11 protein-coding genes and 1 pseudogene are annotated in these 16545 nt (G+C 34.4%); 8 read left to right on the top strand and 4 right to left on the bottom strand.

Features of this window, described 5'->3' with window-relative positions:
• Nucleotides 1-97 precede the first annotated feature (97 nt).
• From V7183_RS07270 to msrB, 5 genes and pseudogenes are all read left to right on the top strand, one after another.
• A complete protein-coding gene (locus V7183_RS07270) occupies nucleotides 98-1873 on the top strand; it encodes a sensor histidine kinase (RefSeq protein WP_335359084.1) in 1776 nt (591 codons plus the stop codon).
• Nucleotides 1848-2588: a LytR/AlgR family response regulator transcription factor gene (locus V7183_RS07265; protein ID WP_097894470.1), complete on the top strand. Its 741-nt coding sequence runs from the start codon at nucleotides 1848-1850 to the stop codon at nucleotides 2586-2588. Before V7183_RS07270 ends, V7183_RS07265 begins: the two co-directional genes overlap by 26 nt.
• Nucleotides 2589-2675 (top strand): annotated as a pseudogene (locus V7183_RS07260) (antiholin LrgB); the annotation flags it as partial.
• A 316-nt stretch (nucleotides 2676-2991) separates the two neighbouring features.
• The gene (locus V7183_RS07255) at nucleotides 2992-4026 is read left to right on the top strand and encodes an AI-2E family transporter (protein WP_335359083.1); all 1035 of its coding nucleotides are present in this window, start codon (nucleotides 2992-2994) and stop codon (nucleotides 4024-4026) included.
• Nucleotides 4027-4125: 99 nt separating this feature from the next.
• Nucleotides 4126-5091, top strand: a complete 966-nt coding sequence (msrB, locus tag V7183_RS07250; protein ID WP_335359082.1) for a peptide-methionine (R)-S-oxide reductase MsrB — start codon at nucleotides 4126-4128, stop codon at nucleotides 5089-5091.
• Between the two features lie 25 nt (nucleotides 5092-5116).
• Here the strand turns inward: msrB and V7183_RS07245 are convergent, their stop codons facing one another.
• Nucleotides 5117-8245 (bottom strand): efflux RND transporter permease subunit, encoded by a 3129-nt coding sequence (locus V7183_RS07245; RefSeq protein WP_335359081.1) that lies wholly within the window; start codon nucleotides 8243-8245, stop codon nucleotides 5117-5119.
• 148 nt (nucleotides 8246-8393) lie between these two features.
• On the opposite strand from V7183_RS07245, the gene V7183_RS07240 reads away from it, so the two are divergent.
• The gene (locus V7183_RS07240; protein ID WP_335359080.1) at nucleotides 8394-9269 is read left to right on the top strand and encodes a TetR/AcrR family transcriptional regulator; all 876 of its coding nucleotides are present in this window, start codon (nucleotides 8394-8396) and stop codon (nucleotides 9267-9269) included.
• A gap of 57 nt (nucleotides 9270-9326) precedes the next feature.
• On the opposite strand, the gene V7183_RS07235 is transcribed toward V7183_RS07240, so the two are convergent.
• Entirely contained in the window at nucleotides 9327-10919 is a 1593-nt protein-coding gene (locus V7183_RS07235; protein ID WP_097894465.1) for an ABC-F family ATP-binding cassette domain-containing protein, read from the bottom strand.
• A gap of 129 nt (nucleotides 10920-11048) precedes the next feature.
• Between V7183_RS07235 and V7183_RS07230 the strand changes: the two genes are divergently transcribed.
• Together V7183_RS07230 and V7183_RS07225 are read left to right on the top strand one after the other, a co-directional pair.
• Nucleotides 11049-11621 carry a TetR/AcrR family transcriptional regulator gene (locus V7183_RS07230; RefSeq protein ID WP_335359079.1) on the top strand — a complete coding sequence of 191 codons (573 nt, stop codon included), beginning with the start codon at nucleotides 11049-11051 and terminating at the stop codon, nucleotides 11619-11621.
• Nucleotides 11622-11677: 56 nt separating this feature from the next.
• Nucleotides 11678-12616: an SDR family NAD(P)-dependent oxidoreductase gene (locus V7183_RS07225; RefSeq protein WP_335359078.1), complete on the top strand. Its 939-nt coding sequence runs from the start codon at nucleotides 11678-11680 to the stop codon at nucleotides 12614-12616.
• Between the two features lie 74 nt (nucleotides 12617-12690).
• On the opposite strand, the gene V7183_RS07220 is transcribed toward V7183_RS07225, so the two are convergent.
• Together V7183_RS07220 and V7183_RS07215 are read right to left on the bottom strand one after the other, a co-directional pair.
• Nucleotides 12691-13629 (bottom strand): glycosyltransferase family 2 protein, encoded by a 939-nt coding sequence (locus V7183_RS07220; protein ID WP_335359077.1) that lies wholly within the window; start codon nucleotides 13627-13629, stop codon nucleotides 12691-12693.
• Between the two features lie 117 nt (nucleotides 13630-13746).
• On the bottom strand, nucleotides 13747-16428 hold the full coding sequence (locus tag V7183_RS07215) for a YfhO family protein (protein ID WP_335359076.1): 2682 nt from the start codon (nucleotides 16426-16428) through the stop codon (nucleotides 13747-13749).
• Between the last annotated feature and the right edge of the window lie 117 nt (nucleotides 16429-16545).

Genomic DNA, 16545 nt, shown 5'->3' with positions numbered 1-16545 from the left:
CTATGCATGGCCAGATGCTCTTTCCCATCTAAAAAGAGGGGGGGTATGTCGGTTTTTTAATTGATGTATATATAAACAAACAAAGGATGAATCACAGATGCTAGATTTAGTGCTTATGATGATTGAGCGTGTTGGATTAATTGTTATCTTAGGTTTTTTACTTTCACATATTAAAACGTTTCGGCGCCTCGTTCAGAAACAAGATGGATATAAAGATAAGTTTATGCTCATTTGTATTTTTTCGCTATTTACAATTGTAAGCAATTACACAGGGATTGAAATTGCAGGGAATACCATTATGAATGAAAACTGGCTACAAGGTGTTTCTTCATCAAGTACCATTGCAAATACACGTATTATGGGCGTTGGGATTAGCGGTTTATTGGGAGGACCAATTATCGGGATCGGCGTTGGATTTATTGCTGGTATTCATCGCTATATGCTTGGGGGAACGACAGCTCTTAGTTGTGCAATTTCGTCTATTTTAGCAGGAATTATTGCTGGCTATATTGGTCGTATTTTTCAAAGCCATAATCGTGCCGTTACACCTAAATTCTCAGCTATTTTAAGTGTTCTTATTGTTTCTTTAGAAATGATTATGATCTTATTTATTGTAGAAGATGGTTTTAACATTGTGAAAACGATTGCAATACCGATGATTCTTGTGAACAGTTTTGGTAGTTTTATTTTACTTTCTATGATACAAGCTATTTTACGCCAAGAAGAAAATGCAAAGGCTTTACAAACTCATAAGGTACTTGGGATTGCTGATAAGACATTACCTTATTTTCGCCAAGGTTTAACAGAGGAATCTTGTAAACATGTGGCACAAATTATCCATCGCTTTACAGGAACAGATGCGGTATCTTTAACAGATACAGAAAAAATATTAGCGCACGTAGGATTAGCATCTGATCACCATATACCTTCTCATAGTTTAATTACAGGGTTATCAAAAGCAGTTTTAAAAACAGGGAAAATAATGAAAGCGAAATCGCGAGAGGTAATTGATTGTCAACATGAAGGATGTCCCTTGCAAGCAGCGATTGTGATTCCGTTAACTTCGCACGGGAATACAATGGGAACATTAAAGTTGTATTTTAAAAATTCGAACCAATTAAGTCGTGTGGAAGAAGAATTAGCAGAAGGGTTGGCGAAGATTTTCTCAACACAGCTTGAGTTAGGAGAAGCAGAATTACAAAGTAAATTACTTCAAGATGCAGAAATAAAAGCATTGCAAGCACAGATTAATCCGCATTTTCTATTTAATGCAATTAATACAGTATCAGCTTTATGCCGCACAGATGTAGAAAAGGCTAGAAAACTTTTATTACAGCTTAGTGTTTATTTCCGTTGTAATTTACAAGGGGCTCGTCAATTGTTGATTCCGCTGAAGCAGGAGCTGAATCATGTACATGCATATTTATCGTTAGAACAGGCAAGGTTTCCAAATAAGTATGAGGTGAAAACATATATCGGAGAAGGGTTACAGACAATTTTGCTTCCGCCATTTGTATTGCAGTTATTAGTAGAAAATGCACTTCGTCACGCCTTTCCAAAGAAACAGCCCATTTGTGAGGTAGAGGTTCATGTATATGCGACAGGAGACATGGTTCATTTTAAAGTGAAAGATAATGGACAAGGGATTGAAAGGGAGCGTTTAGAGCAGTTAGGAAAAGCTGTTGTTGTATCGAAAAAAGGAACGGGGACGGCCTTATATAATATTAATCAGCGGTTGATAGGATTGTTTGGGAAAGAGACAATTCTTCATATTGAGAGTGAAGTAGAAAAAGGGACAGAGATTGTATTTACAATTCCGATTCAAAACATAGAGGAGGAAGAGAGTGGTGTTAAAAGTATTAGTAGTCGATGATGAAATGTTAGCACGGGATGAATTGAAATATTTATTGCAGCGTACAAAAGAGGTTGATGTAATCGAAGAAGCTGATTGTGTGGAAGATGCATTGGAAAAGCTAATGGAGAACAAGCCGGATCTTGTCTTTTTAGATATTCAGTTATCAAATGATAATGGGTTTGAGATCGCAAATATATTAAAGAAAATGAAGAGTCCACCTGCCGTTGTATTTGCAACAGCGTATGATCAATATGCATTGCAGGCATTTGAAGTGGATGCATTAGATTATATTTTAAAGCCGTTTGATGAAGAGCGTATTGCACAGACATTAAAAAAATATAAGAAGAGAAAGGAGAATGAAACAGAGAAACATCAAAATATGAAGAGTATAGATGTAGCTCCGGAGATGCATAAGCTTGCACTTCCAATCGAAGAATCTATTGTACTTGTGAATATTAAAGATATTGTTTATGTAGGACTTGTTGACGGAAAGGTAACTGTAAAGACACTCCGGGAAACATACGTAACATATGATACGCTTGTTATTTTAGAAAAGAAACTGCCGCAAACAAGTTTTATGCGCGTTCATCGTAGTTTTATTGCGAACATTAACCACATTTCGGAAATACAGCCTTGGTTTAACTCCACTTATAATTTAATTATGAAAGATGGTTCCAAAGTACCGGTAAGTCGCACATATGCAAAGGAACTGAAGAAGCTGCTTCGTATTTGAGAGGCAGCGATGGCAAGTATTGAAGTAAAAGTAGTTGGGGTTGTAACAGTTGTTATTATTCCAATGCTAATGCCATTTCTTGGATAATAGAATGTGTTTTGTAAAAATATAAAAGCAAGCTATTTGTAGAACAGATTTCTACTGATAGCTTGCTTTTTGTGTTACAGTAGTTGTATGACCTATTTTATTATGAAAGAACATAAGATTTTCCTTAAATCTTCATTAATACTTTGCATAATGCGTTCTGAAAAGGACCATTGTATTGTAAAATAGAAAGTAACATCATGTATCCGAACTCAGATCTAGAGGAGATACCGATAAACGCCTAATTTGTGGGGGAGATAAAGAAAAGCCCACTTATTAAAGTTTCACTTTATAGGACAGGAGAGATCACTCGTCGATTATGCAAATGAAAAACCTGTTTCAAAGCAAAGGATTTCAAAGATTGCTGGTATTGCTTTTATTAGCTCTTATATTATATGGGCTACAAAGTATGTTTAATTTAATTTTAATCACGTTTATGCTTACGTATTTAATGGATCGATTTCAAAAATTTATTTCTCGAAAACTCGATCATTTTCTGCCGATTAATCGAAAAATTATTATAGCGTTATTATATGTGATGTTAGTTGGTGGAATTGCCGTTACGTTAGTTAAGTATCTGCCAGTACTAACGGTGCAAATCTCACAATTAATCTACCAGTTTAATGTATTCTTTAAAAATCCGCCAGATAATGACATTATAAAGGCAGCAATTAATGCCATTAACCATATGGAGCTTTCCAAATATATTGGGCAAGGTGTGGACATTCTTTATAAATCTATCGCTAATGTTGGGAAATTTGGGTTGCAATTTTTCCTTTCTCTTATTTTAAGCTTATTCTTCTTGCTTGAGAAGGCGCGTATTGTCGCTTTTACCGCGAAATTTAAAGAGAGCAGACTTGCCGTTTTTTATAATGAAATTGAATATTTCGGAAAGAAATTTGCACGTTCTTTCGGAAAAGTAATTGAAGCGCAGTTTTTAATTGCTATTGTTAATTGCGTTTTATCTGTTATTGCACTATGGATTTTAGGATTTCCACAATTGCTTGGTTTGGCGTTAATGATCTTTTTACTCGGCTTAATTCCAGTAGCTGGTGTAATTATTTCGCTAATTCCGCTCTGCATGATTGCTTATAATATTGGTGGCATTACATATGTTATCTATATTATAATTATTGTTACTTTCATTCATGCACTTGAAAGTTATGTGTTAAATCCAAAATTCATGTCACAAAAAACGAATTTACCGATTTTTTATACATTTATGGTATTAACTTTCTCTGAACACTTTTTAGGTGTGTGGGGGCTTATTATTGGTATACCAATTTTTGTGTTTCTATTAGATGTGTTAGATGTGACGAGCGATGAGATAGAAAAAGATTCTGCTAAGAAATAGAGTGAAGGAAAAAGCATCGGACGCCGGTGCTTTTTCTTTTATAACTTCTGACTTCTTATGCCATACTGTAAGAAGAATTAAATAATTGGGGTGAAATAAATGGCTATAAACGAAAAGGTAGAAATTGCAACGTTTGCAGGAGGATGTTTCTGGTGTATGGTTTCACCATTCGAAGAGATGGAAGGTATTATACAGGTTGTTTCAGGTTATACGGGTGGGCATAAAGAGAATCCGACTTATAAAGAGGTTTGTTCTGAAACAACAGGGCATTATGAAGCGGTACAAATTACATTCGATGCAAATAAAATGCCGTATGAAAAATTATTAGACATTTATTGGAGACAAATTGATCCAACAGATATTGGAGGTCAATTTCATGATCGTGGACAATCGTATGAGACTGTAATTTTTTATCATAGCGAAGAACAGCGTGAACAAGCAGAAGCTTCAAAAATGGCACTTGCTGAGAGCGGCCGGTTTTCGAAACCAATTGCTACAAAAATACTCCCTGCTACTACATTTTATCCAGCTGAAGGGTATCATCAAGATTATCATAAGAAAAATACATTTCGTTATGAGTTATATCGTCAAGGATCAGGACGTGATGCTTTTATAAAAAAACATTGGCCTAAAGATAATGCCCATTTAAAAGAACGATTAACAGATATGCAGTTTTACGTAACACAGGAAAATGGAACAGAGCCTCCGTTTCAAAATGAATATTGGAATCATAAAGAGGAAGGTCTATATGTAGATATTGTATCAGGTGAACCGCTGTTTACTTCACTAGATAAATTTGATAGTGGATGTGGTTGGCCAAGTTTTACAAAGCCGGTTATGTCAGCTAGTGTGAAAGAGAAAATGGATGTTAGCCACAATATGACGCGTACGGAAGTAAGAAGTAAAGAGGGGGATGCCCACCTTGGTCATGTATTCCCAGATGGACCAGGTCCAAGTGGTCTCCGTTATTGTATTAATTCAGCAGCACTTCAATTTATTCCGAGAGAGGACTTAGAGAAGGAAGGCTATGGAGATTTTCTAATATTGTTTGGAAATAAAAAATAACCTCGCTGCGCGCGAGGTTATTTTTTTATTCTACAGTTTTCTTTTTCTTTTTAAATTTGCTGAGTACTTCATAAACAATTGGAACGATAAGAAGAGTTAATAATGTTGAACTTGTTAATCCACCAATTACTGTTACTCCAAGGCCTTTAGAAATTAATCCACTGCCCTCAAATCCTAGTGCAAGTGGGATAAGGGCACCAATTGTTGCGATTGCGGTCATTAGAATTGGGCGTAAGCGTGTTGCGCCAGCTTCTAACAATGCTTCGCGTGTTGATAGGCCTTCACGCTCTTTATGAATAACACGGTCGATGAGGACAATCGCATTCGTTACGACGATACCGATTAACATAAGGGCACCAATCATTGCTGATACGCTTAATGTCTCACCAGAGATTAATAAGGCAACAAGAGCACCGATAATTGTAAATGGTAGCGAGAATAAAATTGCGAGTGGTGCAAGGGCACCGCCAAATGTAATGACAAGAACGAAGTATACAATGGCAATCGCAGCCAACATCGCTAACCCAAGTTGTTGGAATGATTCTTGGATATCTTTTGTAACACCACCCATAGAAACATCTACACCAGAAGGTAGGTCCATTTTATCTACTTCTTTCTGAACAGCAGCGGATGCTTTCGAAACATCATCGGATGTTAATTTTGCACTTACTGCTGCATAAACACGACCATCACGACGTGTTACTGTGTTGGAAGTTTCACCTTCTTTTACAGTCATAACATCTTTAACAGCAACTTCATTACCAAGTGGTGTTGTAATTTTACGATTTGTTAAATCATCAATGGTTTCATAATTTTGTTTTTCTGCTTCTACATATACGTTAATATCTTTACCATCTTTTTTAATGGTTGTAAGAACAGGACGATCATGTTGATTAGAAAGTCCCATTCCAATCTGTGCAGCAGTTAACCCCATTTTACTTAGTTTTTCTTGATCTGCGACTAATGTGTATTCTGCATATGTTTTTGCAATACTAGAGTCGATATCTTTTAAGTCTTTATTCTTTTTCATGATATTTTGAATATCTTTAACGACAGGTTTGATGTCTTCTGAGCTATCTCCGTATACGTATAGCTTAATTTCATTGCTACCGCCACTAGCCCCGAAGTCTTGGCTTTTCCATTCGCCTTTTCCAGCCATTTTTTGTAGGTCTTTAATGACTTGTTCTTTCTCTTTTTCGAAGTTTTTCGTGTCATTATCATACTGAACGAAGAACATGGCTTGATTTTTCTTACCTGGACTCATTGGGTTTTCCCCACCTAATGAGAACTGAATTGTTTTTACATCTTTTTTATCTTGGAAGTGTTTTTCTGCTTTTGTTGTTATTTTTTCAATGTCTTCCAATGTTTGCCCTGGTTCAGGGTTATATGTCGCAATAATCATTTTCTCTTCTTCAGATGGTAAGAAACTTACACCAATAATTGGTACAAGTGCAAGACTGCCTACTAATAAAAGAACAGCGATGCTAGATGTAATGATTTTATGGTTTAATGCCCAACCAAGCAGGCGTTTATAGCCATTTGCTAATTTACTTGGTTTTTCTTCATGATGGACTTGTTTTTCTTTCATGCTTTCCTTTTTGAATAAAGAATGAGCTAACATTGGTACAATTGTAACAGCTACAAGTAACGAAGCTAACAAGGCAAAGACAATTGTTAAAGCGAACGGTAGGAACATTTCACCGATCATACCTTTTACAAGTCCAAGTGGTAAAAAGACAGCGATTGTTACGATTGTGGAAGACATAATTGGAATAAACATTTCTTTTGTTGCTTCACGAATTAAATCTTTTCCTCGTAACTTCTCTTCTGATAAAGACATACGTCTATAAATATTTTCAATAACAACAATTGAATCATCGACAACGCGCCCGATAGCGACCGTCATTGCCCCAAGCGTCATAACATTGAGTGTAATACCCATTTGTTTTATTACTAAAACAGCAATCAATAAAGAAAGTGGTATGGAAATGACAGAAATTAACGTTGTTCGAATGTTTCGTAGGAACAACATAATAATGACAATGGCGAAGATGGCACCAAACATTGCCTTGCTAAGCATTGTATCAACTGATTTCTCAATCGGTGCGCCTTGGTCAAATGTTGAGATGATTTCTAGATTTTTATATTTCTTTTCAAAATCTTTTACTTTATCTTTGACTGCATTTACGACATCCACCGTATTTGCATCAGCAGCTTTAACGATTTGAATGCCGATTGCTTCTTTCCCATTTGTACGAGAAATAGATTCAGCTTTCCCTACTTCTTTAATATCAGCGATTTCATCTAATGTAACAGTTGGGATTCCGCCAGCTAAAGCTGGATTCATCTGAGGTGCTTGTGCTTGGGAACCAGCTCCTGCTCCAGCGTTGCCTTGGCCACTTGCTGCTGAAGGAACAACAGGAATCTTCATTTCTTTTAAAGCTTTGAGCGTTGTAATATTACCATCTACAACAACTGATTTCTCCGTATCTTTAAATGTATATAGGCCAAGTGGTAAGGATACGTCAGAACCTTTAATCATATTTTTAACAGTATCTTCACTTAAACCTAATTCTTTCATCTTATCTTTTTTGAAGACAAGTTGTACCTCATCTACTTGTTGTCCAGCAATTTGAACAGATGCAACACCATCAAGTCCTTTTAATCCTGGAACGATATTTTTTTCAACTTTTTCAGTTAAGGCAGCTAAAGATTCATCTTTACTCGCCACGCTTAATGAAATAACAGGAAAGGCATTAAAGTTTACTCGAGAAACTTTTGGGTCCTTCACGCCTTCTGGTAATTTCACATTTGCAAGTGCTTCTTTAATTTCAGTTTCAGCTTTTTCCATGTTCTTATCAAAGTCATATTCTACTTGAATAGAAGAGGCATTTTGATAAGAGGAAGAACTTACAACGCTAACTCCACTCAAATTTTGCAGTTGTTCTTCCATCGGTTTCGATACCTTATCTGCTACTTCTGCTGGTGTAGCACCAGGATAAACCGTCGTTACCGTTACAACAGGTGTTGTAATGTCAGGAATTGTTTCTAACTTCATATTAAGACCAGAATAAATTCCTGCAATGGTAACAATAATGGTTAATAGCCAAACTGCGAACTTGTTTTTTAACGAAAAGTTAATAATTTTGTTCATGTTTGCGCTCCCTTTTACAATATATATTGACCGACTGGTCAGTCTAATACATAATATAACTGACTGATTGGTCAGTCGTCAATAAAAAAGTGTTATAATAAAATTAATTTGAAATTTTATGATGCAGGATAAACTTAGGAGAGAAAATATGAAAGAAAAAGAACGTTTAATTATCGAAATGGCAATGAAGTTATTTGCGAATAAAGGTGTGAACGCAACATCGGTACAAGAGATTGTAACAGCTTGTGGCATATCAAAAGGAGCATTTTATTTATATTTCAAGTCGAAAGATGAATTATTATTAGCGATACTTCGATATTATTATGACAAAATCCAAAAGAAGATGATGGTTATTGATGGAGAATCGTTACTACCACGTGAAAAGTTTGAAAAAAAATTATACTGTCAATTTAATGATGTGCAAAAACATAAGGAATTCATTATTATGCATGCACGGGAAAATGCAATTCCATTCAATAAAGAAGTAGAAGCATTTATGATGAAAATGAAGTTAGAATCACATGCATTTTACCGAAATAGTTTACTATCTATTTATGGTGAAAAAGTTATTCCATATTTATTAGATCTTGTAATTATGGTAGAGGGAATATGCGGAGGATATTTAGAACTAATAATTTTAAATACAATAGAGATTAATTTATCCCATGTTTCTACATTTATTCTAAAGAGAATAGATGATCTTGTAGAAGGACTTGTGAACTCTTCCGATGTACCTGTTTTACATGAAGAAAAGTTAGGACAACTTTTTTGTAGTTCAGAGCTTATTAAAGAGCAAGCAAAGGAACATTTTTTACAAGAGATTATTACGTTCAAACGCACGCTAGCAGATCAATTAGAAAATGATGAATTGTTAGTTACACTAGATGTTTTGGAAGCTGAAATGAGGTTACCAAGTCCAAGGATTCCAGTTATTCAAGGGATGCTAGCAAATTTAAAATCTTATGATGATTTGAAGGATTTTCGGTTTAGGTTAGCAGGGTACTATCATATAAAAGTTATATAAGATGGATATATATCCATAATAAGAAAAAGGTGGATCGTAGTGGATCCACCTTTTTTATTAGTTACTAGATTGTGCCCATTCTTCCACGTTCCAAACTTTTGTTATCCAATCTTCATAGAAATCTGGTTCATGACATACAAGAAGAATTGTTCCTTTATATGCTTTTAAAGCCTTTTTTAACTCTTCTTTGGCCGTAACATCAAGGTGATTTGTCGGCTCATCGAATAGTATCCAGTTGCTTTCTTCACCCATTAATTTACATAGGCGGACTTTTGCTTGCTCTCCACCACTTAATTGACTTAATGGACGAGAAATGTGCTCGTTTTTCAAACCACATCGTGCTAACATTGCACGAACTTGGTGCTGATCTAAATGTGGGAATGTATTCCATACATCGTCGATTGGCGTTAAGTTTTCAGCTTTTACTTCTTGTTCAAAGTATGCTGGTTCTAAGAAATCACCAAGGATTGTTTTCCCGCTTAACGGTTTAATCTTACCTAGAATCGTTTTTAATAATGTTGATTTACCAACACCATTACATCCAACAATTGCAATTTTTTCACCGCGTTCAATTGTCATTGTTAGCTTAGGTAGTAATGGATGTGTATAGCCAATTTCTACGTCTTCACCTTCAAAGACAAAGCGGCTACTTGCACGACATTCTTTGAAAGAGAACTCTGGTTTAATCGCTGTTTCTGGGCGATCAATACGTTCCATACGATCAAGCTGCTTTTGACGACTCTTTGCACGACCTGTTGTTGAATAGCGCGCTTTATTTTTTGAAATGAAGTCTTCTTGTTTTTTTATGAATTCTTGTTGCTTTTGATAAGCATTCAAATGTTGATTTTTATTCATTTCAGCTAGCTCTAAAAATTTCTCATATGTCGCTGTGTAACGTGTCATTTTTGAAAATTCTAGATGGAAGATCACATCAACACATTTGTTCATAAATTCCGTATCATGAGAAATTAAAAGGAATGCATGTGGATACTCTTTTAAATAGTTTGTTAACCACTGAATATGTTCAACGTCTAAATAGTTGGTAGGCTCATCTAGTAATAGTACTTCTGGTTGCTCAAGTAATAGCTTTGCAAGCAATACTTTTGTACGTTGTCCACCACTTAATGCAGAAACATCACGGTCTAAACCAATTGCATCAATTCCAAGACCACGTGCTGCTTCTTCAATTTTAATATCTAGTAAGTAGAAGCCGCCTGCTTCAAGCGCATCTTGTATTTCTGCCATTTGGTCTAGAAGTTCTTCTAATTCTTCTGGCGTAGCCGTACCCATTTTTTCTGTAATGATATTTAATTCTTTTTCTTTCTCGAATAAAGGTAAGAAGGCATCTGTTAAGACGTCACGAATTGTTCTTCCAGCTGTTAAAATTGTATGTTGATCTAAATATCCGTAATGTGTACCAGGTGTCCATTCTACACGCCCGTCGTCATGAATAAGTTGTCCAGTAATAATATTCATAAATGTTGATTTACCAACGCCATTTGCACCTACTAAACCAACATGTTCTCCAGCTAATAAACGTAATGATACGTCTTTAAATAATGTGCGGTCACCAAATGTATGACCTAAGTTTTCGACTGTTAATAAGCTCATAATGTCCTCCGTCCATTTCAAAATAGTATCTTGAATCATGATACTAAATTCTCGGGTATAATGCTATCCTTTCGAAATGTATATTTTTACAAGAAAAGGGTTGCGTATTTTTGGAAAAGGAATATAATGTAATTGAACACTGGTTAATTAAATGGAGAGGTATAAGAAATGTCGCCAAGAAGAGCAGTTAAACAAGAGTTAACAAGAGAAATGATTATAAATGCAGCGAGAGATTTATTTATAAAACAAGGATATCAGTACACTTCAATGCGTAAGATTGCAGCAGAACTAGGATATAGTCATGGCTCAATTTATTATCATTTTAAAAATAAAGCAGAGCTTTTTTATGCAATGGTTGAACAAGATTTTCAATTATTAAATCAAAAATTAGATGAGATCATTGATCAACAATTACCAAGAGAAGAACAATTAAAAGCAGTTTTATTTGGATTTATTGAATTTGGTCTACAAAATCAAAGTCATTATGAAATCATGTTTTTAATTAAGGATGACGAATTAAAAGAGTGTTTAGCAGATGGCCCGAATGTTAGTTATGAGAAGTTTGCTACTGTTGTATCTTCTTTATGTAATGGAAGTATACATGTCATGACAATATGGTCTGTTTTTTTATCATTACATGGATTTGTGGCACATTATTGTGGAAGTGGTCAAATATTTGAAGACGTACAAGAATTAGCTAAAGCACATGTGGATTTTATTGCAAAATCGCTTCTTATGTAAGTGATTTTCTTTTTAATATTAATTGAACACTGGTTAATTAAAAGGGGGATACTATGATGAAAAAGGCTTTAGTATTGGGTGCATCTGGAGCAATGGGATATGCAATTACAAAGGAGTTATGTAATCAAGGAATTGATGTGGTCACTTTTGCGAGAAATAGGAAGAGGCTAGAAAATTTGTTTTGTGAGGAAGAAAACATACAAATAGTAGCAGGGGATATATTTAAGCAAGCGGATGTAATGAATGCTGCTAAAGATGTTGATGTTATCTTTCATGCTGTAAATATACCGTATACAGATTGGGAAATAAAACAGCCGAAGTTATTACAGAATATACTAGACGTAACAAAACACTATGGTGTGAAATTAGCAATAGTAGATAATATTTATGCGTATGGAAGACAAAACCGAGAGAAGATAACAGAAGAGGCTGAAAAGAATCCGCACACAAAGAAGGGAAAAATCCGTTTAAATCTTGAGCTGATGGTAAAGCAAGCTGGTGTATCAGTACTCATTGCCCATTTTCCAGATTTTTATGGGCCAAATGCGGAAAGTACGCTTATTCACCATACGTTGCAAAATGTTCTGTCAAATAAAGCATCTAGTTTTGTAGGGGATAAGGGGCTTGCAAGGGAGTATATTTACACACCAGATGGAGCGAAAGCTATTGTTAAATTGGCATTACGTGATGATGCATATGGACAGAATTGGAATGTACCCGGTTGTGGTTTGATTACAGGAGAAGAGATGATTCAACATATAAGGGGATTAACAGGATATACAAAATCGGTAATGACTGTGAAAAAAGGGATGATCAGGTTAATAGGCTTATTTGATAAGCAGATGAAGGAATTTGTGGAGATGTTATATTTAACAGAGGAACCAGTTGTACTGAGCGGTGAAAAATATGAGAGGTATATTGGAGAGGTACCGAAAACTTCGTATTATAATGGATTAAAGGAAACGATTTTGCATATGAAGAGAAATGGTATGTAGGGAGAGAGTCTGAACATATTTTTATTATAGTAAGAAAGTTACTTCTACATCAGGTAGAAGTAACTTTTTTGATATTAAGCCTTTTGTTTCACTTCACTGACTTTCTTCTCAGCTACAATAAAATGTGGTCTACGTTTTGTTTCGTAGTAGATACGTCCAATATACTCACCAATGACACCTAGGAAAATGAGTTGGATACCACCAATGAATAATATAGCGGAAATTAAAGTGAAGTACCCAGGTACATCAATTCCACTGATGATAATTTGTATAAATGTAGTGATTACATATAAAATCCCTACAAGTGTGGTTAGTAATCCAAGGTATATAGATAGGCGTAACGGTTTATTATTGAATGAGATAACACCATCTATTCCGTAATTTAATAGTTTTGAAAAAGTCCACTTACTTTCTCCATCAGGGCGTAGCACATTTTCATATTCGATAATTAGCTCTTTAAATCCGATCCATGAAAATAAGCCTTTCGAGAAGCGATTGTATTCACTTAAAGATAGTAATGCATCAACGGCTTGTCTGCTTAAAAGTCTAAAATCACCGATGCCATCCACTAATTCAATATCAACAAACTTATTCATAACTTTGTAATATAAACGAGAGATGACAGAACGTACAGGAGAATCACCTGTTCTCGTTCTCTTTGCAATAACTTGGTCATACCCTTCATTATAACCATCTAACATTTCTTTTATTAGAGAAGGCGGGTGTTGTAAGTCAGCATCCATGATAATAACTGCATCGCCTGTAGCATACTTTAGACCTGCTAGCATTGCAGCCTCTTTTCCAAAGTTTCTGCTAAACGATATATAATGTACAGCTGAATCCGAATTTGCTAAATCTCGTAGAATATTTAATGTACTGTCTTTACTGCCATCATTAACAAAAACAAATTCATAATCGGCAGTTAATTTATGGATTTCAAGAGAGGCCTCTGAGTAAAAAGCTCGAAGTACTTTTTCTTCATTGTAACAGGGTACTACTATTGAAAGAGCCATCTTTGAACCTCCTTGTTTGTAATGGTCTATAGCAGTGATATAAATAGTGTGTCTTGTTATATTAGGTTCTGCCTTATGATTAGATAAAGGGAGAACATAAATTTGTTTCATGCGCGTTTATTTTTTCTGAAAAAACATAAGTCTTGTATCTCTATTTTTATTTTCGAAAAATAGTAAAGTCAGGCAGATGATTAATGAAATGATAGATATAACCATACCTAATTTGAAGTAAGGTGTGACATAATTCATTTCAATTACATGAGCTCCTTTTTGAATTGGAACACCGATAAATGCAGAGTTTGCTTTAGTAAACTCTGTCTCTTTCCCATCTACCTTTATAGTCCAGCCTTTACTATATGGTACTGATAGGTATAGTAATCCATCTTTGTTTGAGTTAACTTCACCTTTTAAATAGTTATTCTTATAAGAAATATTTTGGAGTCTATTTTCAGTTAATTTTTTTGTCTTTTCTTGGATATTTTCATAATTCACAATGCTTGCTTGTAAGTCTTGTAACTCATATTCACCTGGCCCAGGAATTGCATCATGAATAGAAATAGTTAATTCGTTAGGATGATCATTTTTCCCTAAATTGTAAACGAACCTTTCCAATGGATATGAATATGGACCAGTGTCAGTTCCTTTATACATATCTTTTCCATTAACAATGGCATGGAAGGAACCTTTATTTTTAATTTTTAATTCCACAATCAAGTCGCCTGGAATATTAGGAGGATCAATAGGTACGATTATACGTCCATCGTCATGAACAGTAAGCATATTGTTATTTTTTTCGATATTTTCGAACTTCATTTGCTCACTTTTAATAGGTACTGGTTTAGAATCAAGTGTTTTTGTATCAAAGTGAGTTAATGAAAAATCCTTAATATTATCAACGACTACAGCATCTAATAATAGCTGATCCCTTTGAGAAAAGTTTAATTTAGAAAACTCCTCATCACTTATACATGATTGGTATACATATCCTAGTGGTAACGCATAGTCGTTTTTGTAAATATTATAAGGACCTACTTGTTTTAATAGTTTATAGCCATAAGGAATGTTTGTCTGATCAGTATCTACACTTAATACGTAATACTTTACGCCTAACATGTTTTCAAGAAATAGTCGATGATCTAATTGGAAGAACATAGAAGGCGTATCGATTCCTTGAAAGACATTATATTTATTTTTCATAAAGTCATGAACATTAAAATTAATTAAGCTATGATAGGCACTTGTACCATGATATCCCTGAAGCATCGGTGTATTACGAATGCTATTTGGATTAATAATGCGATAAAAGTCTTTATCATGATCTTGTATATAACGAATAGCAGCAATTTCATCTTTATTATCATATCCAGATGCATGTAGGGATTCCTTTGTAACATTTCGCTGTCCAAAAGCTTTGTTAAGTACATCTTCAGCATACATGTAATTGATAAAGATTATATTAACAAGGACATTTATAACAATTAAAAACTGTATGAAAATTTTAGATAAATAGCGCCATAGACATATTGTAAGAATAGAAATTAAGATAACACTTATCAACATGTTGTCAACTTCTTTTAAAGGTTGCTCGTTTATGTTTACTTTTCTGTTGAATGCATAGATGAATAAGCCAGTAGCTAATATCGTGCTTATTACATATGCAATTTTGTTCTCTTTTTTATGAAGGAACATCCAATCTAAAATGTATGCAACTGCTTGGGCAACCACAAACGCAAATAAATAAAACCAGCGATATTGCATGGCAGAAAAGCCATTAAATACAGAATATGTATACGGAAGCATGTAAAGGACAAGCATAAAGAATGTAAATAATACTTTATTCAATACTAATTTATCACGTATAAATAGTCCGATCCCAATTAAGAATAAAATCAAGACAGGAAAAGCTAGTTGATAGTATTCCGCATTATTTATGAAGAAAATACTTTCCATTAAATTTTTATAAAAGGTATCTTCAAAGAATAAAGGAATATCAAATTTCTTTGATAGCCTATCGGCACTAAATACAGCATTTACAGACGGAAGAAAGCAAACAGCTGCTAGACCAAGCGATAATCCGTATAAAAAGGCAATCTTAATATAATAAGTCAGAAAAGATACTATAGTTTTATTTTGCTGTGTAGCAAAGTATTGAAAAAATGCATACATATAAATGAAAATACTTGTTATAAAAGCAAAGTAAAAGTTTGATGCTAGCATGAAAGCAGTAGCAAATAAGAATAGCCCTTTTTTTCTTTCTAGAATATATCTATCGAGCCCCCAGATTACTAATGGTAGAAAAACGATAGCATCTGCCATGAAATCCCAAAGCAGAGAGTGACGAATAAAAGTAATACAGCCGCCGTATATAACAGCAGCAATAAAAGATGAAAATACTGTTTTATTGTGATAACGCAAAGAGCCATACATAAAGAGCATTGCCAAAAAGCTTTTTAAAATACTCATGTATAATTTCAAATCATAAATTTGTTCAATATTTAATTTTGGGAGAAGTAATGTAATCCAAAAGAATGGGGCCGTACTATAGTAATAGCTGAATTCACCGAATAAATCTCCGCCTAATCCATAGTCCCAAGACCAAAAGAAATTCCCATCTTTAAATGCATGTTGCAGGAGAAAAGTAAAAAAACCAAATTGGGATAATGCATCCCCTGAACTAGAGAATATTTGATCTGATGTTAAAAAGAAGTAATGAAAAACAAAAGCACATAATAGTAATAATGGAACGATAATAAGAGTGCTTCTGTTGAAAAAGGTCTTATTATTGTGCTCTAAATCCATGAAATTCGTAAACCTCCTCTAAATAAGTAGTTGCGTATCCTATACAAATTATGTAAAAGCATACCGTTGATGAAAAGGTGTGTTTTTTAGTTTTAGATATGACGAATTGTATTATTA

Origin of the sequence: Bacillus sp. JJ1127, assembly GCF_036965845.1 — a bacterium.
In the GTDB taxonomy this organism is placed as follows: Bacteria; Bacillota; Bacilli; order Bacillales; family Bacillaceae_G; genus Bacillus_A.
The sequence above is the reverse complement of the archived record's forward strand: the minus strand, read 5'-3'. Positions and strand labels throughout refer to the sequence as shown.

Excerpts from the sequence above, each read along its gene's own strand:
- V7183_RS07270 (WP_335359084.1), top strand. The coding sequence starts at position 98 with ATGCTAGATTTAGTGCTTATGATGATTGAGCGTGTTGGATTAATTGTT.
- V7183_RS07255 (WP_335359083.1), top strand. The coding sequence starts at position 2,992 with ATGCAAATGAAAAACCTGTTTCAAAGCAAAGGATTTCAAAGATTGCTG.
- msrB (WP_335359082.1), top strand. The coding sequence starts at position 4,126 with ATGGCTATAAACGAAAAGGTAGAAATTGCAACGTTTGCAGGAGGATGT.
- V7183_RS07245 (WP_335359081.1), bottom strand. The coding sequence starts at position 8,245 with ATGAACAAAATTATTAACTTTTCGTTAAAAAACAAGTTCGCAGTTTGG.
- V7183_RS07240 (WP_335359080.1), top strand. The coding sequence starts at position 8,394 with ATGAAAGAAAAAGAACGTTTAATTATCGAAATGGCAATGAAGTTATTT.
- V7183_RS07235 (WP_097894465.1), bottom strand. The coding sequence starts at position 10,919 with ATGATTCAAGATACTATTTTGAAATGGACGGAGGACATTATGAGCTTA.
- V7183_RS07230 (WP_335359079.1), top strand. The coding sequence starts at position 11,049 with ATGTCGCCAAGAAGAGCAGTTAAACAAGAGTTAACAAGAGAAATGATT.
- V7183_RS07225 (WP_335359078.1), top strand. The coding sequence starts at position 11,678 with ATGAAAAAGGCTTTAGTATTGGGTGCATCTGGAGCAATGGGATATGCA.
- V7183_RS07220 (WP_335359077.1), bottom strand. The coding sequence starts at position 13,629 with ATGGCTCTTTCAATAGTAGTACCCTGTTACAATGAAGAAAAAGTACTT.
- V7183_RS07215 (WP_335359076.1), bottom strand. The coding sequence starts at position 16,428 with ATGGATTTAGAGCACAATAATAAGACCTTTTTCAACAGAAGCACTCTT.